19 protein-coding genes are annotated in these 20218 nt (G+C 72.3%); 12 read left to right on the top strand and 7 right to left on the bottom strand.

Annotation, left to right across the window (positions count from 1 at the left end):
• Window positions 1-2: 2 nt before the first annotated feature.
• The 3 genes from ACWCSV_RS16525 to ACWCSV_RS16535 all read right to left on the bottom strand — a co-directional run bounded on the left by ACWCSV_RS16525 (window position 3) and on the right by ACWCSV_RS16535 (window position 2690).
• The gene (locus ACWCSV_RS16525; protein WP_451142733.1) at window positions 3-1844 is read right to left on the bottom strand and encodes a glycosyltransferase family 2 protein; all 1842 of its coding nucleotides are present in this window, start codon (window positions 1842-1844) and stop codon (window positions 3-5) included.
• Window positions 1845-2049: 205 nt separating this feature from the next.
• On the bottom strand, window positions 2050-2343 hold the full coding sequence (locus tag ACWCSV_RS16530; protein ID WP_266709201.1) for an MTH1187 family thiamine-binding protein: 294 nt from the start codon (window positions 2341-2343) through the stop codon (window positions 2050-2052).
• Window positions 2340-2690, bottom strand: a complete 351-nt coding sequence (locus ACWCSV_RS16535) for a DUF3817 domain-containing protein (protein WP_451142736.1) — start codon at window positions 2688-2690, stop codon at window positions 2340-2342. Before ACWCSV_RS16535 ends, ACWCSV_RS16530 begins: the two co-directional genes overlap by 4 nt.
• A gap of 209 nt (window positions 2691-2899) precedes the next feature.
• On the opposite strand from ACWCSV_RS16535, the gene ACWCSV_RS16540 reads away from it, so the two are divergent.
• The 4 genes from ACWCSV_RS16540 to ACWCSV_RS16555 all read left to right on the top strand — a co-directional run bounded on the left by ACWCSV_RS16540 (window position 2900) and on the right by ACWCSV_RS16555 (window position 5629).
• On the top strand, window positions 2900-3532 hold the full coding sequence (locus ACWCSV_RS16540; protein WP_451142936.1) for an AIM24 family protein: 633 nt from the start codon (window positions 2900-2902) through the stop codon (window positions 3530-3532).
• On the top strand, window positions 3532-4182 hold the full coding sequence (locus ACWCSV_RS16545; protein ID WP_390965467.1) for an AIM24 family protein: 651 nt from the start codon (window positions 3532-3534) through the stop codon (window positions 4180-4182). The genes ACWCSV_RS16540 and ACWCSV_RS16545 overlap by 1 nt, the downstream gene beginning before the upstream one ends.
• Window positions 4179-4964, top strand: a complete 786-nt coding sequence (locus ACWCSV_RS16550) for an AIM24 family protein (protein ID WP_451142738.1) — start codon at window positions 4179-4181, stop codon at window positions 4962-4964. The genes ACWCSV_RS16545 and ACWCSV_RS16550 overlap by 4 nt, the downstream gene beginning before the upstream one ends.
• 188 nt (window positions 4965-5152) lie before the next feature.
• Window positions 5153-5629, top strand: coding sequence for a MarR family winged helix-turn-helix transcriptional regulator (locus ACWCSV_RS16555; RefSeq protein ID WP_390965464.1), 477 nt, complete (start codon window positions 5153-5155; stop codon window positions 5627-5629).
• A 72-nt stretch (window positions 5630-5701) separates the two neighbouring features.
• Here the strand turns inward: ACWCSV_RS16555 and meaB are convergent, their stop codons facing one another.
• Window positions 5702-6664, bottom strand: coding sequence for a methylmalonyl Co-A mutase-associated GTPase MeaB (gene meaB, locus ACWCSV_RS16560; protein WP_451142740.1), 963 nt, complete (start codon window positions 6662-6664; stop codon window positions 5702-5704).
• Between the two features lie 58 nt (window positions 6665-6722).
• Window positions 6723-7928, bottom strand: a complete 1206-nt coding sequence (locus ACWCSV_RS16565) for an acetyl-CoA C-acetyltransferase (RefSeq protein ID WP_451142742.1) — start codon at window positions 7926-7928, stop codon at window positions 6723-6725.
• A gap of 137 nt (window positions 7929-8065) precedes the next feature.
• Between ACWCSV_RS16565 and mce the strand changes: the two genes are divergently transcribed.
• The 7 genes from mce (at window position 8066) to ACWCSV_RS16600 (ending at window position 17872) form a co-directional block, all read left to right on the top strand.
• Window positions 8066-8494: a methylmalonyl-CoA epimerase gene (mce, locus tag ACWCSV_RS16570; RefSeq protein WP_451142744.1), complete on the top strand. Its 429-nt coding sequence runs from the start codon at window positions 8066-8068 to the stop codon at window positions 8492-8494.
• 164 nt (window positions 8495-8658) lie between these two features.
• Window positions 8659-12492, top strand: a complete 3834-nt coding sequence (scy, locus tag ACWCSV_RS16575; RefSeq protein WP_451142746.1) for a polarized growth protein Scy — start codon at window positions 8659-8661, stop codon at window positions 12490-12492.
• 241 nt (window positions 12493-12733) lie between these two features.
• Entirely contained in the window at window positions 12734-13672 is a 939-nt protein-coding gene (locus ACWCSV_RS16580) for a coiled-coil domain-containing protein (protein WP_266709183.1), read from the top strand.
• An 88-nt stretch (window positions 13673-13760) separates the two neighbouring features.
• A complete protein-coding gene (locus ACWCSV_RS16585) occupies window positions 13761-14822 on the top strand; it encodes an ATP-binding cassette domain-containing protein (RefSeq protein ID WP_451142748.1) in 1062 nt (353 codons plus the stop codon).
• A gap of 3 nt (window positions 14823-14825) precedes the next feature.
• Entirely contained in the window at window positions 14826-15605 is a 780-nt protein-coding gene (locus tag ACWCSV_RS16590; protein WP_451142750.1) for an ABC transporter permease, read from the top strand.
• A gap of 147 nt (window positions 15606-15752) precedes the next feature.
• Window positions 15753-16970 carry an ABC transporter ATP-binding protein gene (locus ACWCSV_RS16595; protein ID WP_451142752.1) on the top strand — a complete coding sequence of 406 codons (1218 nt, stop codon included), beginning with the start codon at window positions 15753-15755 and terminating at the stop codon, window positions 16968-16970.
• Entirely contained in the window at window positions 16967-17872 is a 906-nt protein-coding gene (locus tag ACWCSV_RS16600) for an ABC transporter permease subunit (RefSeq protein ID WP_451142754.1), read from the top strand. The genes ACWCSV_RS16595 and ACWCSV_RS16600 overlap by 4 nt, the downstream gene beginning before the upstream one ends.
• Window positions 17873-17900: 28 nt before the next feature.
• On the opposite strand, the gene ACWCSV_RS16605 is transcribed toward ACWCSV_RS16600, so the two are convergent.
• Window positions 17901-18230, bottom strand: a complete 330-nt coding sequence (locus tag ACWCSV_RS16605) for an ATP/GTP-binding protein (RefSeq protein WP_327178010.1) — start codon at window positions 18228-18230, stop codon at window positions 17901-17903.
• 303 nt (window positions 18231-18533) lie between these two features.
• Here ACWCSV_RS16605 and ACWCSV_RS16610 point away from each other — a divergent pair, with 303 nt between their 5' ends.
• Window positions 18534-19574 (top strand): LLM class flavin-dependent oxidoreductase, encoded by a 1041-nt coding sequence (locus tag ACWCSV_RS16610; protein WP_451142757.1) that lies wholly within the window; start codon window positions 18534-18536, stop codon window positions 19572-19574.
• 107 nt (window positions 19575-19681) lie between these two features.
• Here ACWCSV_RS16610 and ACWCSV_RS16615 read toward each other — a convergent pair whose 3' ends face one another.
• Entirely contained in the window at window positions 19682-20074 is a 393-nt protein-coding gene (locus ACWCSV_RS16615) for an SCO5389 family protein (protein ID WP_266709169.1), read from the bottom strand.
• Window positions 20075-20218: the final 144 nt, after the last annotated feature.

Here is a 20218-nt window from a genome sequence, read left to right on the forward strand (position 1 = left end):
GGTCAGTTCCCTCCTCGGGTGCCGCGCACCGTCGTCCCGGCGCCGCTGTGGACGGGTTCGGCCGGGATGGCGGCCGGGGTCTCGGTGGTGGTCGTGGTGATGAAGGTCGTCCCGTCGGGCAGCGGGTGCGGGACGGGGTGCCGGGCCGGGCGCCGGCCGGCCGGCCGGGGCCGCGCGGGGCGCCGGCGGGTGCACGACCACACCGCGACCGGGGAGAGCGCGATGGCGAGCGCCAGCACGGCCCAGGTGCGCATCGCCGCGTGCGTGTGGTGCAGGGGTACGGACGCGGCGAGCGAGACCAGCAGCACGGCGGCCCAGAAGAGGTGGACGCGGAAGGTGAGGAGCCGGTCGGGGCTGGTGGCGCCCCCCTTGGGCGTGACGACGAAGCGCCCATCGGTGCGCAGCACGGCGGCGCCGAGCGACTTCAGGTAGATCGGTGCGCAGAGGGCGGACATGGCCATGCCGGCGATGCCGCCGGAGCCCTCGGGTTCGTGCGGGGAGACGTTGTGCCGCCGGTTCCAGAGGTAGAGGCCGATCTGGAGGGCCGCCGCGTCGCTGTAGAGCATCAGCCAGAGGGAGGCGGAGACCTCGGTGCCGGAGGCGCCGAGCCAGAGGAAGAGGACGCAGCTGAAGATCCCGAGCAGCCAGTTGACGGCGGTCATCGGGTAGTAGACGAGCATCAGGGTGTAGCTGAGGAGCCGGCCGGGCGGGAGCCGGAACAGTCCCTTCGGGTACTGCCGCAGGAGCGTCTCGTACGTCCCGCGCGACCAGCGCAGCTGCTGGGTGAAGAAGTCGGTCCAGGAGGACGGGCCCTCGCCGACGGCCAGCACGTCCGGGGTGTAGACGGACCGCCAGTGGCGTCCGGTGAGGGGGTTGCGGCGGCGGTGGATCTCGAAGCCGGTCGCCATGTCCTCGGTGATCGAGTCGTACAGTCCGCCGGCCTGCCGCAGCGCGGCCACGCGGACGACGTTGTTGGTGCCGACGAACATGGGCGCCCCGTAGCGGTTCCCGGCGCGCTGGATCAGGGCGTGGAAGAGGAACTGCTGCGATTCGGCGGCCTTGGTGACGGCCGCGTCGTAGTTCCCGTAGACCTGCGGGCCGACGACGAAGGCGGTGTCGGGGTCGCGGAACCAGCCCAGCATCCGCTCCAGGAAATCGGGCAGCGGCACGTGGTCGGTGTCGACGGAGGCGAAGAAGTCGTAGGCGTCGCCGTGTGCGTCGAGCCAGGCGTTGTAGTTGCCGTGCTTGGTCTTCGCCCGGTGGGCCCCCTTGGGGCGGTTCCACTCGGGGACGCCGCGCCGGGTGAAGTGGCGGACCCCGAGTCCCGCGCAGAGCGCGCGGGCCGCCGGGTCGTCGCCCTCGTCGAGCAGCCAGACGTCCAGCGGTCCGTCGTGCCGGATCCGTACGGCGCCCCGGAGGGTGGCGCGGACCATCGAGAGGGGTTCCTTGCCCGGTACGTACGTGGTGACGAAGGCGACCCGGGTGCCGGGTTCGGGGAGGACCGGCACCGGGTCCCTGGCGACCATCGTGGCGTGCGCGATGGAGACCACGTTGACGAGCATGAAGAGTTCGATCAGCGCGATGGAGACGAGCATCGCGGTGTCGGCGGCGACGAGCCACGGTTCGCCGTTCTCGCGCCGGGTCCAGTGCGTCGGCCAGACGAGGTAGAGCAGCAGCGCCCCGGTGAGCACCGGGGCGAGGGTCATCAGGAGGACGGCCCGGGTGCGCCGCTTCTCCGCCGCGAGGAGGCTCCGGTACCGCACCCGGTACGCCGGGCCCTCCGGTTCTGTGAGCGGACCCGCGAGCCGGCTGTGGGAGTCGTAGTCGTAGACCTCCGACCGCACCCTGCCTCCTATGTCGAACCGGTGTGTCTCCCCACATAAATGGATCTTCCGGAACGGGGCGACTCGGCAGGGCCGAGTGAGCGGTCCCGGAGCGGGACGCGGGCGTGTCGCGGGGCGATCGGGGCCGGAACGCGAGGAGTCCCCCGCCGTGTTGTGGCGGGGGACTCCTCGGGATAACGGGGTGTCACCGGAAACGGACGGGACGTCAGGTGGCCAAGTACCGTTCCACGGTCTCGACCTTGGAGGTGAGTCCGTCGGTGACGCCGGGTCGGATGTCCGCCTTCAGCACGAGGGAGACGCGTCCGGCGCGGGCCTCGACGGCGGCGACGGCGCGCTTGACGACGTCCATCACCTCGTCCCATTCGCCCTCGATCGAGGTGAACATGGCGTCGGTGCGGTTGGGCAGTCCGGACTCGCGGACGACGCGGACGGCGTCGGCGACATACTCGCCGACGTCCTCGCCGACGCCCAGCGGGGAGACCGAGAAGGCGACGATCATGCGTTCACCGTGCCTTCCCGGCGGGCGCGGGCGGCGATGACGCCGTCCGACTCGTACCGCTTGAGGAGCTTGTCGCCGTAGAGCCCGCCGAACGGCAGGAGGCAGAGCACGAAGAAGAGAGCGACCCGCTTGACGGGCCACTTCGCCTTGATCCAGACGTCGAGCAGGAAGAGGACGTAGATCACGAAGAGGAGGCCGTGCAGGGCACCCAGCGGCATCATCAGGAAGTCGATGTCGGAGACCCGGCTGAGGATCGACCCGAAGATGATCAGGGCCGGGAAGGAGAGCGCCTCGGGAATCGAGATGAGGCGCAGCCGGTGCAGGGCGGTAGCGGTCTTGATGTCCACGAGGGCACCTTCGGTGGGAGGGTCGTCACGGCTTGTGAACGCGAGCACAAGCCGCCCCCATTGTGGCACCGCCCGCCCGCGCCTCCTGCCCCGGGGGCGTGCGGGACGGGTGGGGCGGGAGGGTTGCCGCGGGCCGGGGCGGCGGTCTGTGATCCTTCCCCGGACACTGGCCCGGGCGGCTCGCGGGCGGCTAACGTCGGTCCGTGGCGATGTTCCGACTCCAAGGCAGCAAGACGCTCGCCGTCGATCTGACGGGCGATGCCGTCAAGGCGAAGAACGGCTCGATGGTCGCGTACGACGGCCGGATGGCGTTCAAGAAACTCTCCGGCGGCGGTGAGGGCCTGCGCGGCATGGTGACCCGCCGGCTGACCGGCGAACAGATGACGGTGATGGAGGTCCAGGGGCAGGGCACCTGCTATTTCGCCGACCGCGCGAGCGAGATCAACCTCGTCTCGCTGCGGGGCGAGAAGCTCTGGGTGGAGGCGAGCAACCTGCTCTGCACGGACGCCGCCCTGCGCACCGGCACCAGCTTCACCGGGCTGCGCGGCGGGGCCACGGGCAACGGCCTGTTCACCACCACCGTGGAGGGCACCGGGCAGGCGGCGATCATGTCGGACGGTTCGGCGGTGGTGCTCCGGGTGACCCCGCAGTACCCGCTGAACGTCGATCCCGGCGCGTACATCGCCCATCAGGGCAACCTCCAGCAGCACTTCCAGTCCGGGGTGAGCTTCCGCACCTTCATGGGCGAGGGCTCAGGGGAGTCGTTCCAGATCCGCTTCGAGGGCGAGGGACTCGTGTACGTGCAGCCCAGCGAGCGGAACACGGTCGGGGGCGACGTCTGATGCCGTTCCGCGAGATCAACTCGAAGATGGTCGAGGCGACGGTCGTCCCCGGTCAGAAGATGTACAGCCAGCGCGGCGCGATGCTCGCCTACCGGGGCGAGGTCTCCTTCACCCCGAACATCCAGGGCGGCCAGGGCGGGCTGATGTCGATGATCGGCCGGCGGGTGGCGAACGAGGCGGCCCCGCTGATGACGGTGGAGGGCAGCGGCACCGTGATGTTCGGCCACGGCGGCCACCACATCGCCGTCATCAACCTCGCGGGCGACACCCTCCACGTCGAGGCCGACCGGCTGCTGGCGTTCGACGGGACGCTCCAGCAGGGCACGATGTTCATGGGCTCGCAGGGCGGGGTCATGGGGATGGTGCGCGGCCAGGTGACCGGGCAGGGCCTGTTCACCACGACCCTCAAGGGCCACGGCGCGGTCGCGGTGATGGCGCACGGCGGAGTGATCGAACTGCCGATCACGCCCGGCCGCGAGGTGCACGTGGACCCGCAGGCGTACGTCGCGCACCACGGGGACGTGCGGAACAAGCTCTCCACCGCGCTCGGCTGGCGCGACATGGTGGGGCGCGGCTCGGGCGAGGCGTTCCAGCTGGAGCTGAGCGGCAGTGGTGCGGTGTACGTCCAGGCGTCGGAGGAGAAGCTGTGAACACGCCCGTGATCTTCGATCCGATGACGCTGCCGTCGGACGACAACGTCAACGCCTACACCTTCTGCGTGGAGCTGAAGGGCAGTCAGTGGTTCCTCCAGAAGGGGAAGATGATCGCCTACTACGGGCGCATCGACTTCGACGGGGTGGGCAACGGCCGCTTCGACCGGCTGCTGCGGACGAGCTTCCACTCGCCGATGCACGCGAGCGACTGGGTGGTGGCCGAGGGCAGCGGCAAGATGCTGCTCGCGGACCGGGCCTTCGACGTCAACTCGTACGACCTCGACAACGGCAACCTGACGATCCGCTCCGGGAACCTGCTGGCGTTCCAGCCGTCGCTGGCGCTGAAGCAGTCGATCGTGCCGGGGTTCCTCACGCTGATCGGCACGGGGAAGTTCGTGGCGGCCTCGAACGGGCCGGTGGTCTTCATGGAGCCGCCGCTGCGGGTGGACCCGCAGGCCCTGGTCGGCTGGGCCGACTGCCCGTCCCCGTGCCACCACTACGACCACGGGTACATGCGGGGCGTGATGGGCGGGCTGCGGTCGCTGACCGGGATCGGCGGGACGTCCGGCGAGGAGCACCAGTTCGAGTTCGTCGGTGCGGGGACGGTGCTGCTGCAGTCGACCGAGGTGCTGATGGCCGAGCAGTCGGTGGGCGCGGTTCCGGTGGAGGCGGGGGTACCGGGCGGGGGCGGTCCCGGCGTCCACGGCGGGGGTCAACCTGGGTCCGCACCCCGCCTCCCCGGCCAGCTGGGGGATCTCCAGCGTCGGTTCGGCCTGTGAGCGGTACTCTGCGGAGCGTGATTCCCAGGGGTACGCCCCGGGCCCGGCCCCTTCGGGTACCCGGAGCGCCGCGCGTACCGCGCGCGGCCCGGTGACCGACGGCGGATGCCGAGGTGAGTGCCGGGCGGGTGCCGGGGGTCACAGCCCCCACTTCGTCCGGCTTTCAACTTCTTAGGTAGAATCCATATATGGAGACCGAGACGGCCACACGCTGGCTGAGCGATGCGGAGCAGTGCGCCTGGCGCACCCACCTGGACGTCAGCAGACTGCTGACGCACCAGCTGGAGAGAGACCTCCAGCCGTTCGGCCTGACCATGAACGACTACGAGATCCTCGTCAACCTCTCCGAGGCCGAGGAGCAGCGCCTGCGGATGAGCGACCTCGCCTCGCTCACCCTCCAGTCCAAGAGCCGGCTCTCGCACCAGATCACCCGCATGGAGAACGCCGGGCTGGTCAAGCGCGAGAACTGCGAGTCGGACCGGCGCGGACTCTTCGCGGTCCTCACCGACCTCGGCGGGGAGACCATGCGGAAGGTGGCGCCGTACCACGTCGCTTCCGTCCGCAAGCACTTCATGGACCTGCTCTCCCCCGAGGCGCTGGCCGAACTGCACGCGGCCCTCGCCCCCATCGCGGAGCACCTGCGCGGCCGGCGCGGCCGGCCGTAACCGCCGCCCGTACGGGTGCGTACCGGGGCCGGCCCGCACGCCGGCCCCGGTACGTCCCGTCGCGGTAGCCCCTCAGAGTGCTGCCGAGGTGACCCCGGCGACCAGTTCGTCGGCCGCGCCGTACGGGTCGAGCCGGCCCGCCACGATGCGCTCGGCCAGCGCTTCGAGCCGGCGGTCGCCGTGCAGGTCGGCGATCCGCTCGCGCAGGGCCGTCACCGCGATCGTCTCCACCTCACGGGCCGCCCGCGCGGTGCGCCGGGCCGCCAGCACCCCGTGCTCCTCCATCCACACCCGGTGCTTCTCCAGCGCCTCGACCAGCTCGTCGACGCCCTGCCCCCGGGCCGCCACGGTCTTGACGATCGGGGGCCGCCAGTCGTCGGGCCCCCGGGACTCCCCGAGGCCGAGCATGTGGTTCAGCTCCCGGGCGGTGGCGTCCGCGCCGTCCCGGTCCGCCTTGTTGACCACGTACACGTCGCCGATCTCCAGGATTCCGGCCTTCGCCGCCTGGATGCCGTCGCCCATGCCCGGCGCGAGCATCACCACCGAGGTGTCGGCCTGCGAGGCGATCTCCACCTCGGACTGGCCCACCCCGACCGTCTCCACCAGGACCACGTCGCACCCGGCCGCGTCCAGCACCCGGACCGCCTGCGGCGCCGAGCGGGCGAGTCCGCCCAGATGGCCCCGGGTCGCCATGGACCGGATGTAGACGCCGGGGTCGGAGGCGTGGTCCGACATCCGCACCCGGTCGCCGAGCAGCGCCCCGCCGGAGAACGGCGACGACGGGTCGACCGCGAGCACCCCGACCCGCTTCCCGGCCTTGCGGTACGCGGCGACCAGCGCCGAGGTGGAGGTGGACTTGCCGACCCCCGGCGAACCGGTCAGCCCGACGACGTACGCGTGTCCCGCCAGCGGGGCCAGCGCGGCCATCACCTCGCGCAGCTGCGGCGAGGCCCCCTCCACCAGCGAGATGAGCCGGGCGACGGCGCGGGGCCTGCCCTGCCGTGCCTGTTCGACCAGGGTGGGGACGTCCACCATCACCGCTCCGTTCCGTTCCTTCTCACCGCGCGTACCGTGCCGCTCCCGGCTACCCGTGCTACTTGCCCGGTACCCGGATGATCAGCGCGTCGCCCTGGCCGCCGCCGCCGCAGAGCGCCGCCGCACCGGTGCCGCCGCCGCGCCGCTTCAGCTCCAGCGCCAGGTGAAGCACCACGCGGGCGCCGGACATCCCGATGGGGTGGCCGAGCGCGATGGCCCCGCCGTTGACGTTGACCTTCTCCGAGGTGATGCCGAGGTCCTTCATGGACTGCACGGCGACCGCCGCGAACGCCTCGTTGATCTCCACGAGGTCCAGGTCACCGACGGTGAGCCCGTCCTTCTTCAGGGCGTGCCGGATGGCGTTGGACGGCTGGGACTGGAGCGAGTTGTCCGGACCGGCCACATTGCCGTGGGCGCCGATCTCGGCGATCCAGTCGAGCCCCAGCTCCTGGGCCTTCGCCTTGCTCATCACCACGACCGCGGCGGCGCCGTCCGAGATCTGCGAGGAGGAACCGGCGGTGATCGTGCCGTCCTTGGTGAACGCGGGGCGGAGCTTGCCGAGCGACTCGGCGGTCGTCTCGGGCCGGATGCCCTCGTCCTCGGAGAAGAGCACCGGGTCGCCCTTGCGCTGCGGGATCTCGACCGGGGTGATCTCGGCCTCGAAGAGACCGTTCTTCCGGGCGGCGGCGGCCCGCTGGTGGGAGAGGGCGGCGACCGCGTCCTGCTCGGCGCGCTCCAGGCCCAGACGGGTGTTGTGCTTCTCGGTCGACTCCCCCATCGCGATGTTCTCGAAGGCGTCGGTCAGACCGTCGTACGCCATCGCGTCGAGCATCTCGATCGCGCCGTACTTGTACCCCTCGCGGGACTTCGGCAGCAGGTGCGGGGCGTTGGTCATCGACTCCTGGCCGCCGGCCACCACCACGTCGAACTCGCCGGCGCGGATCAGCTGGTCCGCCAGCGCGATCGCGTCGAGCCCGGAAAGACACACCTTGTTGACGGTGAGCGCGGGGACGTTCATCGGGATGCCCGCCTTGACGGCCGCCTGACGGGCCGGGATCTGGCCCGCGCCGGCCTGGAGCACCTGGCCCATGATCACGTACTCGACCTGGTCGCCGCCGATGCCGGCCCGGTCCAGCGCCGCCTTGATGGCGAAACCGCCGAGGTCCGCGCCGGAGAAGCTCTTCAGGGAGCCGAGCAGCCGGCCCATGGGCGTACGGGCGCCCGCGACGATCACTGAGGTGGTGGTACCTGTCGTTCCTGACATGGGCACGGCCCCTAAGAGGTGAGGGTTGTTAACGAGGGTTGACTTGAATGTACTGAGCGCCCCACCGTGCGTCATCCGGCAGCGTGTGTGATCGCGCGCACCTTGCCAATCCTGCGCCCGGGCGCTGCACTGGTCCCATGCTGACGCGAATCGACCACATCGGGATCGCCTGCTTCGACCTCGACAGGACGGTGGAGTTCTACCGCTCCACGTACGGCTTCGAAGTCCACCACTCCGAGGTCAACGAAGAGCAGGGCGTGCGCGAGGCCATGCTGAGGATCAACGGCACCTCCGACGGCGGGGCCTCCTACCTCCAGCTGCTGGAGCCGACCCGGCCGGACTCGGCCGTCGGCAAGTGGCTGGCGAAGAACGGCGAGGGCGTCCACCACATCGCCTTCGGCACCGAGGACGTCGACCAGGACTCCTCGGACATCCGCGAGAAGGGGGTCCGGGTCCTCTACGACGAACCCCGCACCGGCTCCATGGGCTCCAGGATCACCTTCCTCCACCCGAAGGACTGCCACGGGGTGCTCACCGAACTGGTCACGTCCCGGACGGAGCACTGACCGCCGGATACCCGGCCCGGTAGAGTGGGCCGTTCCGGGCCGGGGCCGGGTCGGGGCCGTCAACACGTCCCTGTCGTTTGTCTGTCACCATTCCCCGGGGGACCGCTCGCCGGCGGGCGGTCCTGTATGGAGAGTTGCGACCAGGGGACGGATGGGACCGCGCAGTGCGGGGCTACGAACGCCAGGAGAGCCACCGAGCTGAAGACGACCACCTCTCGCGGTTCGAAGCCGAGATGGACCGGCTGAAGACCGACCGGGAGAAGGCCGTCCAGCACGCCGAGGACCTCGGTTACCAGGTCGAGGTCTTGCGCGCCAAGCTGCACGAGGCACGGCGCAGTCTCGCGACGCGTCCCGCCTACGGCGGCGCGGACCTGGGATACCAGGCCGAGCAAGTGCTCCGTGACGCCCAGGCCCAGGCCGAGCAGCTGCGCGCCGACGCCGAACGCGAGCTCCGCGACGCCCGGGCGCAGACCCAGCGCATCCTCCAGGAGCACGCGGAGCACCAGGCCCGGCTCCAGGCCGAACTCCACAACGAGGCGGTCCAGCGCCGCCAGCGCCTCGACCAGGAGCTGGCCGAGCGCCGGCAGACCGTCGAGGCCCACGTCAACGAGAACGTCGCCTGGGCCGAGCAGCTGCGCGCCCGTACGGAGTCCCAGGCCCGCCGGCTCATGGAGGAGTCGCGCGCCGAGGCGGAGCAGGCCGTGAACGCCGCCCGCAGCGAGGCCGCCCGGGTCGCCGAGGAGACCCGCCAGCGGCTCGGCTCCGAGGCCGAGACCTCCCGCGCCGAGGCCGAGGCGATCCTGCTGCGCGCCCGCCGGGACGCCGAGCGGATGCTGAGCACCGCCGCCGGCCAGGCGCAGGAGGCCACCCAGCACGCCGAGAACCTGCGGTCCACCACCACCGCCGAGGCCGACCGGGCCCGTCGGCAGGCCACCGAACTCCAGCGCACCGCCGAGCAGCACGCCCAGGAGACCGAGACCCGGCTGCGCGAGGCTCGGCTGGAGGCGGAGAAGCTGCTCTCCGAGGCCAAGGAGTCCGCGTCGAAGACGCTGGCCGGGGCCGAGTCGCAGAACGAACAGCGCACCCGCACCGCCAAGTCGGAGATCGCCCGCCTCGTCGGCGAGGCCACCAAGAACGCCGAGACGCTGAAGGAAGAGGCCGAGCAGGCCCTCGTCGACGCCCGCGCCGAGGCCGAGCGGCTCCTCGCGGAGGCGGCCGAGAAGGCGCGTACGGCGGCGGCCGAGGACACCGCCGCCCAGCTCGCCAAGGCCGCCCGCAGCGCCGAGGAGGTGCTGACCAAGGCGTCCGAGGACGCGTCGTCCACCACCCGCGCCGCGGCCGAGGAGGCCGAGCGCATCCGCCGGGAGGCCGAGGCCGAGGCGGACCGGCTGCGCGGCGAGGCCGCCGAGCAGGCCGACCAGCTCAAGGGCGCCGCCGAGGAGGGCACCAAGGAGTACCGGGCCAAGACGGTCGAGCTCCAGGAGGAGGCCCGGCGGCTGCGCGGCGAGGCCGAGCAGCTGCGCTCCGAGGCGGTCGCCGAGGGCGAGCGCATCCGGGGCGAGGCCCGCCGGGAGGCCGTCCAGCAGATCGAGGAGGGTGCCCGCACCGCCGAGGAGCTGCTGACCAAGGCGCGGACGGACGCCGAGGAGCAGCGCGCCTCCGCCGCCACCGAGAGCGAGCGGGTCCGCACCGAGGCGGGCGAGCGCGCGACGACCCTGCGCAAGCAGGCCGAGGAATCGCTGGAGAGCGCACGCGCCGAGGCCGAGACCCTGCGCACCGAGGCCGAGGAGCAGGCGGAGTCCACGAGGACGGCGGCCGAGGAGGCCGCCGCCGCGCTCCGTACCGAGACCGAGCGCCAGGTAGCGGCCCGCGCCGAGGAAGCGGCGGCGGAGCTGGACCGGCTGCGCACCGACGCCGAGACCCGGGTCGCCAACGCCGAGGAGGCCCTCGGTACGGCCCGTACGGAGGCGGAGCGCATCCGCCGCGAGACGGCCGAGGAGTCCGAGCGGCTGCGCGGCGAGGCCGCCGAGCGGCTGCGCGCCCTCCAGGAGCAGGCCGAGGCGGAGGCCCAGCGGCTGCGCGACGAGGCCGCGGCCGACGCGGCCCAGTCGCGTGCGGAGGGCGAGACCGTCGCCGTACGGCTGCGCGGCGAGGCGGCCGCCGAGGCGGAGCGCCTCAAGTCCGAGGCGCAGGAGACGGCCGACCGGGTGCGGGCCGAGGCGGCTGCCGCCGCCGAGCGCGTCGCGGCCGAGGCGGCCGAGGCGCTGGAGGCCGCCCAGGAGGAGGCCAGCCGGCGCCGCCGCACGGCCGAGGAGACCCTGGAGGCCGCACGGACCGAGGCCGGGCAGGAGCGCGAGCGGGCCCGGGAGCAGAGCGAGGAACTCCTCGCGTCCGCCCGTACGCGGGTCGAGGAGGCGCAGACCGAGGCGCAGCGGCTCGTCGGGGAGGCGGAGAGCCGGTCGGCGGAGATGGTCGCCGCCGCCGAGCAGTCCGCCCAGCAGGTGCGCGACGCGGTCGCCGGGCTGCACGAGCAGGCCGGGACGGAGATCGCCGCGCAGCGCACGGCCGCCGAGCAGGAGGCCACGCGGACGCGGACCGAGGCGCGCGAGGAGGCGGACCGGCTGCGCGCCGACGCCGCCGCCGAGCGGGAGCGGGCCGGCGAGGACGCCAACCGCGTCCGCCGGGTCGCGGCCGAGGAGTCGGACGCGGCGAAGGCGCTCGCCGAACGGACCGTCACCGACGCCATCGCGGAGGCCGAGCGGCTGCGCGCGGAGGCGGCGGAGTACAGCCAGCGGGTGCGTACGGAGGCGTCCGACGCCCTCGCCGCCGCCGAGCGCGACGCCGCGCGGTCGCGTGCGGAGGCCCGCGAGGACGCCAACCGCATGCGGTCGGACGCGGCGACGCAGGCCGACCGGCTGGTGGCGGAGGCGACGTCCGAGGGCGAACGCATCTGCCAGGAGGCGACCGACTCGTCGAACCAGCTCGTCGGTGAGGCCACGAAGGAAGCCGAGCGGCGGCGCACGGAGGCGGCGAAGACGGTCGCCTCGGCGCAGGAGCACGCGGACCGCACCCGCGAGGAGTCCGCGAAGCTGCGGACCGACGCGGAGAAGGCGTCCGAGAAGCTGCGGACCGACGCGGAGAAGGCGTCCGAGGATCTGCGGAACGAGGCCCGCGAGGAGTCCGAGCGTGTGCTGGACGAGGCGCGCCAGGCGGCGGCCAAGCGCCGGGCGGACGCGGCCGAGCAGGCCGACCAGCTGATCAACAAGGCGCGCGAGGAGGCGCTGCGGACGGCCACCGAGTCGGAGGCGCAGGCCGACACCATGGTCGACGCCGCCCGCAAGGAGGCCGTCCGGATCACCTCGGAGGCCACCGTGGAGGGCAACACCCTGGTGGAGCGGGCGCGTACGGACGCCGACGAGCTGCTGGTCGGCGCGCGGCGCGACGCGACCGCCACCCGGGAGCGCGCGGAGGAGCACCGCACCCGGACGGAGGCCGAGGTCGAGGAGCTGCACGAGCGGGCCCGCCGGGAGACCTCCGAGCAGATGAAGACGGCCGGAGAGCGGGTCGACCATCTGATGAAGGTGGCGACCGAGCAGCGCGACGAGGCCGAGAAGAAGGCCAAGGAGCTGCTGTCGGACGCGAATTCGGAGGCGGGCAAGGTCCGGATCGCGGCGGTCAAGCGCGCGGAGTCCCTGCTCAAGGAGGCGGAGGCCAAGAAGGCCGAGCTCATCCGCGAGGCAGAGAAGCTGCGGGCCGAGGCCGAGGCCGAGGCGAAGCGTACGGTGGACGAGGGGCAGCGCGAACTCGACGTCCTCGTGCGCAGGCGCGCGGACATCAATACGGAGATCTCCCGTGTCCAGGACGTGCTGGAGGCGTTGGAGTCTTTCGAGGTTCCGACAGGGGGCGGGAAGACCTCCGGCGGAGGCACCCTCGGGGCCGGCATCAAGGCCGCCGCAGGCGCGGGCACCCGGGCGGGCGGCAAGCAGACGGACAGCTGAGGGGCGTGCCCCGGCAGCACACGCCGGGGATGACGGGACGGTCGCGGGAGGAGGGATTCGGGCCGGGCGCCCACGCCCGGACAGCGATTCCGGCGTACCGGGGAGTGATCATCGCTCCACGGGCCGGCCACCCGAAAGAGGTGTCATTCTCCAGATCAAACTGGTATCTCCACGCTGACACGCCGCTTTGGCCCCTAGGATTCCCTCTATCACCTCACCGGTCTCATTCGACAGGAAACCCATGAGCGACCCCTCTTCCCCCTTCGGCTTCGAGCTCGTGCGACGTGGTTACGACCGCGGTCAGGTGGACGACCGCATCACCAAGCTCGTCGCCGACCGTGACAGTGCGCTGGCGCGCATCACCTCCCTGGAGAAGCGCATCGAGGAGCTCCACCTCGAGACGCAGAACGCCCAGGCCCAGGTGAGCGACGCCGAGCCCTCGTACGCCGGCCTCGGTGCCCGCGTCGAGAAGATCCTCCGCCTCGCCGAGGAGGAGGCCAAGGACCTGCGTGAAGAGGCCCGCCGCGCGGCCGAGCAGCACCGCGAGCTGGCCGAGTCGGCCGCCCAGCAGGTGCGCAACGACGCGGAGAACTTCGCCGCCGAGCGGAAGGCGAAGGCGGAGGACGACGGGGTCCGCATCGTCGACAAGGCCAAGGGCGAGGCGACCACGCTGCGCACCGAGGCGCAGAAGGACGCGCAGCAGAAGCGCGAGGAGGCGGACGCCCTCTTCGAGGAGACCCGCGCCAAGGCCGCCCAGGCCGCCGCGGACTTCGAGACCAACCTGGCGAAGCGCCGCGACCAGTCGGAGCGCGACCTCGCGTCCCGTCAGGCCAAGGCCGAGAAGCGCCTGGCGGAGATCGAGCACCGCGCGGAGCAGCTCCGCCTGGAGGCCGAGAAGCTCCGTACGGACGCCGAGCGCCGGGCCCGCCAGACGGTGGAGACCGCGCAGCGCCAGTCCGAGGACATCGTGGCCGACGCGAACGCCAAGGCAGACCGCATCCGCAGCGAGTCGGAGCGCGAGCTGGCGGCGCTCACCAACCGCCGCGACTCGATCAACGCCCAGCTGACCAACGTCCGCGAGATGCTGGCGACGCTGACCGGCGCGGCCGTGGCCGCCGCCTCCTCCCCGGTGGACGACGAGCCCGCCACCCGTGGTGTCCCGGCCCAGCAGACCCGCTGACGCCCTCTCACACCTCCGGCCCACCTCCGTGCGCCCGGTTCCGCCCTTGTGGTGGCGCCGGGCGCGCGGCCGTTCTAGCGTGAACCGCATGATCGAGCTCGAAGGACTGACCAAGCGCTACGGCCAGAAGGTCGCCGTCGACGCGTTGTCCTGCCGGATCAGGCCGGGGATGGTCACCGGCTTCCTCGGCCCGAACGGCGCGGGCAAGTCCACCACGATGCGGATGATGCTCGATCTGGACAACCCGACCTCCGGTTCGGTGCGGATCGACGGCAAGCGTTACCGGGAGCTGGACGAGCCGCTGAAGTACATCGGGGCGCTGCTCGACGCGAAGTCGATGCACGGGGGCCGGAGCGCGTACAACAACCTGCTCTGCCTGGCCCAGAGCAACCGCATCCCCTCGTCGCGGGTGGCGGAGGTGCTGGACACGGTCGGGCTGAGCGCGGTGGCGAAGAAGAAGTCGAAGGGCTTCTCCCTCGGCATGGGCCAGCGGCTCGGCATCGCCTCGGCGCTGCTGGGCGATCCGCAGATCCTGATGTTCGACGAGCCGGTGAACGGTCTCGACCCCGAGGGCATCCACTGGATCCGGAACCTGATGCGCTCGCTCGCCGCCGAGGGCCGGACGATCTTCGTCTCCTCGCACCTGATGAGCGAGATGGCGCTGACGGCGGACCATCTGATCGTGATCGGCCAGGGGCGGCTGCTCGCCGACACCTCGATGGCGGACTTCATCCACCAGAACTCACGGAGTTTCGTCCGGCTGCGCTCCCCGGAACAGGAGCGGCTGCGCGACGTGCTCGCCGCCGGGGGCTTCACCCCCGCGGAGGCGGGGAACGGCGCCCTGGAGGTCGACGGCGCGACCAGCGAGCAGCTCGGTGAGCTGGCCGCCCGCCACCAGGTCGTCCTCCACGAACTGAGCCCGCAACGGGCCTCGCTGGAGGAAGCGTTCATGCAGATGACGGCGGGCTCGGTGGAGTACCACGCGCACGGCGACGCCGACCGCGCGCTCGGCGGGGGCACGCTTCCCCCGGCGGCGGGCGGCGGGCCCGGGCAGGCCGCAGGGCCAGGGCAGGCCCCCGGGGGCTGGGGCGCCGGCTGGAACGATCCCGCCGGCGGCGCCGGTACCCGTACCGACGGCAAGGGGGTGTGACCGATGGCATCGGTACCCGCGGTCCTGACCTCCGAGTGGACCAAGATCCGTACGGTCTCCTCCACCACCTGGACGCTCATCTCGGCGTTCGTCGTGACGGTGGCCATGGGGGCCGCCCTGAGCGCGCTGTTCAAGTCGCGGTTCGACGATCTCTCGGACACCGAGCGGGCGACCTTCGACCCGACCTTCGTCAGCTTCTCCGGGATGATCCTCGGTCAGCTCGCGATGGTCGTCTTCGGCGTGCTGGTGGTCGGTACGGAGTACAGCTCCGGAATGATCCGCACCTCGCTGGCGGCCGTGCCCCGGCGCGGCACGCTCCTCTTCAGCAAGATCGCCGTGGCCGGGGTGCTGGCCCTGGTCGTCGGGCTGATCACCAGCTTCGTCACCTTCCTCCTCGGGCAGGCGCTCCTCGGCGACCACGGCACGGACCTCGGCGCGGACAACGTGCTGCGCGCGGTGGTCGGCGGCGGGCTCTACATGGGGCTCATCGCGGTCTTCTCGATGGGCGTGGCCGCGATGCTGCGGAGCTCGATGCTCTCGCTGGGCATCCTGATGCCGTTCTTCTTCCTCGTCTCGCAGATCCTCTCCTCGGTCCCGGGCGCCAAGACGGTGGCCCGTTACTTCCCCGACCAGGCGGGCTCCAAGATCATGCAGGTGGTGCCGGAGGCGATGGGCAGCGACAGAGCGCCGTACGGGCCGTGGGCCGGTCTCGGCATCATGGCGATCTGGGTGGTCGCGGCGCTGGTCGGCGGCTACCTCGTGCTCCGGGAGCGGGACGCGTAGGGCCGGTCGTCCGGGTCATGCCCCCGGTGCGGCGCATCGGCGGTGCTTCGCCGGAACCGTGCGGGCCTGGTTATCCTCCTCACTCATACGGGGGCATGCGGCCGAGCGGGCCGGGCCCCGACGACGGATGAGTCGATGGGGCTGGGAATGATCGAGGCAGTCGGCCTGACCAAGCGTTACGGCGCACAGACGGCCGTGGAGGACCTCTCCTTCCGGATCAGGCCGGGGATGGTCACGGGCTTCCTCGGCCCGAACGGGTCGGGCAAGTCCACCACCATGCGGATGATGCTCGGGCTCGACCGGCCGACCGCCGGCCATGTGACGATCGGCGGCCACCCCTACCCGAGCCTGCCGAACGCGCCGCGCCAGGTGGGCGCGCTGCTGGACGCGAAGGCGGTGCACGGCGGGCGCAGCGCCCGCAACCACCTGCTGTCGCTGGCCCAGCTGGCGGGCATCCCGGCCGCGCGGGTCGACGAGGTGCTCGGCGTGGTGGGTCTGCGGGAGGTGGCCGGCCGGCGCTCCGCGGGCTATTCGCTGGGGATGGGGCAGCGGCTCGGCATCGCCGCGGCGCTGCTGGGCGATCCGCAGGTGCTGCTCTTCGACGAGCCGGTCAACGGTCTCGACCCGGAGGGCATTCTCTGGGTCCGCAACCTGATGAAGGCGCTGGCGGCCGAGGGCCGTACGGTCTTCGTCTCCAGCCACCTGATGAGCGAGATGGCGCTGACGGCGGACCATCTGATCGTCATCGGGCGGGGCAGGCTCCTCTCCGACATGAGCGTCAAGGAGTTCATCTCCGTCAACTCCGCGGACTTCGCGCGGATCAGGGTGGCCGAGGACGCACCGGAGCCCCGCGAGAAGCTGACCGCCGCGCTGGCGGAGGCGGGCGGGCGGGTGCTCTCCGAGCCGGACGGGGCGCTGCGGGTGACCGGGCTGCCGCTGCCGAGGATCAGCGATCTCGCCCACGGTGCGGACGTGCGGCTCTGGGAGCTGTCGCCGCACCAGGCCTCCCTGGAGGAGGCGTACATGCGGATGACGCAGCACGTCGTGGACTACCGTTCGACGGATGACGCGAAGGCGGGGCTCCGGCCGCCCACGCCCCCGTACACCGTCCCCCAGCCCGACCAGGGCGCCGCTGCGTACGGGCAGCCGCCGCAGGGGTGGGCGCAGCAGTGGTACGCGCCGGCGCCGCCCGGCCAGAACCCCTACGCCTCCGGTCCGGCAGCCGCACAGGCCGCACCCGCACAGGCCATGCCCGTACAGGCCGTGCCCGCCCCGGCCTCTCCCGCCCCTGCCGCCGCGCCCGCACAGCCCGCGCCGGCGGCGCCCGCCTCCGCCGAGCAGAAGACCAGCGAGGACCCCCGATGACGACGCCGGCCACACCGCCGCTCCCCCAGGCCCACCCGCAGCCCGAGCCGGGTCCGGCCGTCCACGGGGTGTCCGTCCCCGGCGGGGTTCCGCAGCTCAGCTACTACGTCTCGCCGATCCCGGTCCGCCCGGCCACCTTCGGCGACGCGCTCGCCTCCGAGTGGACGAAGATCCGCTCGGTGCGCTCCACGATGTGGACACTCGGCGTCATGGTCGCGCTGCTGCTGGGCATCGGGATGCTCGTCGCCTTCGGGGTGAACGCGGCGAGCGACGCCTCCACGCAGGAGGCCGGCTCGGACGTGCTGGGCCTCGGCTTCTTCGGAGTGCTGCTCGGCTCGATCTGCGTGATCACGCTCGGCGTGCTGACCATCGCGTCGGAGTTCGGCACCGGCATGATCCGTACGACGCTGACGGCGTGCCCGAGCCGGAGCCGGGTGCTCACGGCGAAGGCGGTCGTCTTCTTCCTGCTGGTCTTCGTCCTCACCACGGTGACGACGACCGTCGTCGCCATGCTCCAGACGGCCGTCCTCGGCGGGGGCTCCGCCGCCTCGGGCGCCGACTGGCTGCGGGCCACCGTCGGGGTCGGGCTCTACACCGGGCTGCTGGGGCTGCTCTCGCTCGGGGTCGGCACGATCGTCCGGCACTCGGCGGGGGCGATCACCATCATGATCGGGGTGGTGCTGCTGCCGCTGGTGCTGGCCCTGTTCATGGCCGTGGAGCAGCTGAACCGGCTCCGGGAGTTCCTCTTCGAGTACTCCCTCCCCAGCCAGATCGCCGCGCTCTACGATTCCTCGGTCTCCGGCTCCGGTCCGTCCGGCTGGGACTCGGTGGCGATCATGTTCCTGCTCACCGCCGTCGTGTTCGGCGTCGCCCACCTGGCGCTGAACCGCCGCGACGTCTGACGTACCGCCGCCACGCGCTCCCCGGGAGTCAGTGGCGCGGGGCGTTCCGGGACCGCTGCACCCGTGTGGTGCGGCGGTCCTTCGCGTTCCAGCAGGCCTTGTGCCAGTGGCGCCGGTCGTCGATGCCGCCGTACTCGGGCCACGCCACCAGATGCGGTACGCCGGAGGGGATCTCCTGGTCGCAGCCGGGGCAGCGGTAGCGCTTGCCCTGCGCGCTCGCGCCGGCCACCGGGCGCACCGACCACTCCTCGCCCTGCCACTCCTCGGTGGCCGCGCCGCCGCCGTACCGGTCCCCCGTCACGCTCGCATCGGTGGACGGGCTCTCGCCGCCCTTGGGGCGGTTGCGGCGCGGGGACACGGGACACCTCACGGGGGTGCGCGGGGACAGGGACTTCCAGCCTAGAGCCAGGAGACCGAGGGGTCGCGCGCGGTGTGCGGGGGTCGCGCGTGAACCCTGTGCGGGCCGGGCGGGGCCGCGCGGACCGTACGAGCACCCGCGCGAGCCGGTGCGACCACCCGTGCATGACCGGCCCGGACGCGGGCACCGGAGGTGGTTACCGGAAAATCGCAACAATTTCTCCCGTGGCCCGTGCCTTTGGCACGTGTCAGGCGTTGATGCCGGTAGGGGAAAACCGCGTCGGCCGCAAGGAGGCAGAAGGCGATGCGCGTGGGAACGTTCGTACTGGCAGCACAGTTTCCGGGTCAGGGACAGGGCGAGGCCCTGCACCGGGCGATCCGGTCCGCCGAAGTGGCGGAGGAGTCGGGGCTCGACTCCGTGTGGCTGGCGGAGCACCATTTCGTGCCGTACGGGGTGTGCCCCTCGGCCGTGACGCTGGCCGCGCTGCTGCTCGGCCGCACCCGCAGAATCCGGGTCGGCACCGCCGTCAGCGTGCTGCCGACCCAGCACCCCGTCGCGCTCGGCGAACAGGCGGCGCTGCTCCACCTGACGACCGGCGGCCGGTTCAGCCTCGGCGTGGGCCGGGGCGGGCCGTGGGTGGACCTGGAGGTCTTCGGCGCGGGTCTGGAAGCGTACGACAGCGGCTTCCCCGAGTCCCTTGACCTGCTGCTCGACTGGCTGCGCCGGCCCCGGGTGACCGGGCGCGGCAGCCGCTACCCCTTCCGCGAGGTGGCGGTGGTGCCGCGCGCCGACGAACTGCTCGACGCGGACGGGGCGCCGAAGCCCGGCCCGGAGGTGATCGTGGCGTGCACCTCGCCGAAGACGGTGCGCCTCGCCGCGGAGAAGGCCCTGCCGATGCTGCTCGGGATGCACTGCGGCGACGAGGAGAAGGCGGACATGGTCGCGTTGTGGCGCCGCAGCGCCCGGGAGGCCGGTCATCCGCCGGAGGCCGTCGCGGCGGCCGGACACGTCTCGGCGGGCGTGGCCCAGATCGGGGACTGCCACGAGGACGCCGTGCAGACGCTGGTGAAGGCGATGCCGGAGTGGCTGCGGGACGGCCTGGGCAAGCATGTGACCGTCGACGGCCGGTACCGCGCGATGCGCGACCCCGTGGAGTACACCGAACTGCTCTGCGGACTGCACCCGGTGGGACCGCCCCGGCTCGCCGCCGACCGGCTCGCGGCCACGGCCGAACGCACGGGCATCACCCGCTTCGCGCTCCTCTCCGAGGGGTCCGGCGACCTCGCGGCGACGGAGGAGAACCTGCGCAGGCTGGGCACCGAGGTGCTGCCGCTGCTGGTGTGAGGGGCGCGGCGAGGACCTGTCGGCGCGGTGGCACGGGACGCCGCCGCTCCGGGGCGGGACCTTCTCCCGGGGGCGCCGGCCCCGGCCCGGAGCGGCGGCGGAGATGGTCAGCAGTCCCGGAGTTCGGGCGACTGGTTGAGCAACTGGCCCCTCACCGAGGTGAACTTGGCCAGCCGGTCGTCGACCGACGGGTCGAGCGGGAAGACCGCGACACGGTGGCAGTTCTGGAATGCCAGTCGCACTCCGAAGTGCCGCTGCAGGGCACCGCGTATCGCGTCGCTCGCGAGCGCGCGCAGCAGCTGACCACGTGCCTGCTCGTTGGGCGGCGGCGTCTGGTTGTCGGCGAACTGTCCGCCGTCCACCTTCAGCTGGGCCACCAGTGAGCTGATCATCTCCCATGCGTAGGGCAGGGAGGTCCGGACGCAGTCGACGAAGTCGGCTTCGTCGACCTCGCCTCGCTCGGCCTGTTCCAAGAGGGCCGGTGAGACGTCGAGCGACATGGGTTCTCCTCTCGCGACCCCGGCGGGTGGCCAGGGCCTTACGGGCACGGCAGAAGGACGGCGACGCAGCGTGCACACCCGGCGACCTCCTGCTTCCACGGTAAGGGTGCGGTCCTGGTCGCACCAGGAGATTGGGAACACAAC

Source organism: Streptomyces sp. NPDC001770, assembly GCF_053596135.1.

Excerpts from the sequence above, each read along its gene's own strand:
- ACWCSV_RS16610 (WP_451142757.1), top strand. The coding sequence starts at position 18,534 with ATGCGCGTGGGAACGTTCGTACTGGCAGCACAGTTTCCGGGTCAGGGA.
- ACWCSV_RS16615 (WP_266709169.1), bottom strand. The coding sequence starts at position 20,074 with ATGTCGCTCGACGTCTCACCGGCCCTCTTGGAACAGGCCGAGCGAGGC.
- ACWCSV_RS16555 (WP_390965464.1), top strand. The coding sequence starts at position 5,153 with ATGGAGACCGAGACGGCCACACGCTGGCTGAGCGATGCGGAGCAGTGC.
- ACWCSV_RS16580 (WP_266709183.1), top strand. The coding sequence starts at position 12,734 with ATGAGCGACCCCTCTTCCCCCTTCGGCTTCGAGCTCGTGCGACGTGGT.
- ACWCSV_RS16540 (WP_451142936.1), top strand. The coding sequence starts at position 2,900 with ATGTTCCGACTCCAAGGCAGCAAGACGCTCGCCGTCGATCTGACGGGC.
- ACWCSV_RS16530 (WP_266709201.1), bottom strand. The coding sequence starts at position 2,343 with ATGATCGTCGCCTTCTCGGTCTCCCCGCTGGGCGTCGGCGAGGACGTC.
- ACWCSV_RS16565 (WP_451142742.1), bottom strand. The coding sequence starts at position 7,928 with ATGTCAGGAACGACAGGTACCACCACCTCAGTGATCGTCGCGGGCGCC.
- ACWCSV_RS16595 (WP_451142752.1), top strand. The coding sequence starts at position 15,753 with ATGATCGAGGCAGTCGGCCTGACCAAGCGTTACGGCGCACAGACGGCC.
- ACWCSV_RS16585 (WP_451142748.1), top strand. The coding sequence starts at position 13,761 with ATGATCGAGCTCGAAGGACTGACCAAGCGCTACGGCCAGAAGGTCGCC.
- ACWCSV_RS16545 (WP_390965467.1), top strand. The coding sequence starts at position 3,532 with ATGCCGTTCCGCGAGATCAACTCGAAGATGGTCGAGGCGACGGTCGTC.
- mce (WP_451142744.1), top strand. The coding sequence starts at position 8,066 with ATGCTGACGCGAATCGACCACATCGGGATCGCCTGCTTCGACCTCGAC.
- ACWCSV_RS16600 (WP_451142754.1), top strand. The coding sequence starts at position 16,967 with ATGACGACGCCGGCCACACCGCCGCTCCCCCAGGCCCACCCGCAGCCC.
- ACWCSV_RS16590 (WP_451142750.1), top strand. The coding sequence starts at position 14,826 with ATGGCATCGGTACCCGCGGTCCTGACCTCCGAGTGGACCAAGATCCGT.
- meaB (WP_451142740.1), bottom strand. The coding sequence starts at position 6,664 with ATGGTGGACGTCCCCACCCTGGTCGAACAGGCACGGCAGGGCAGGCCC.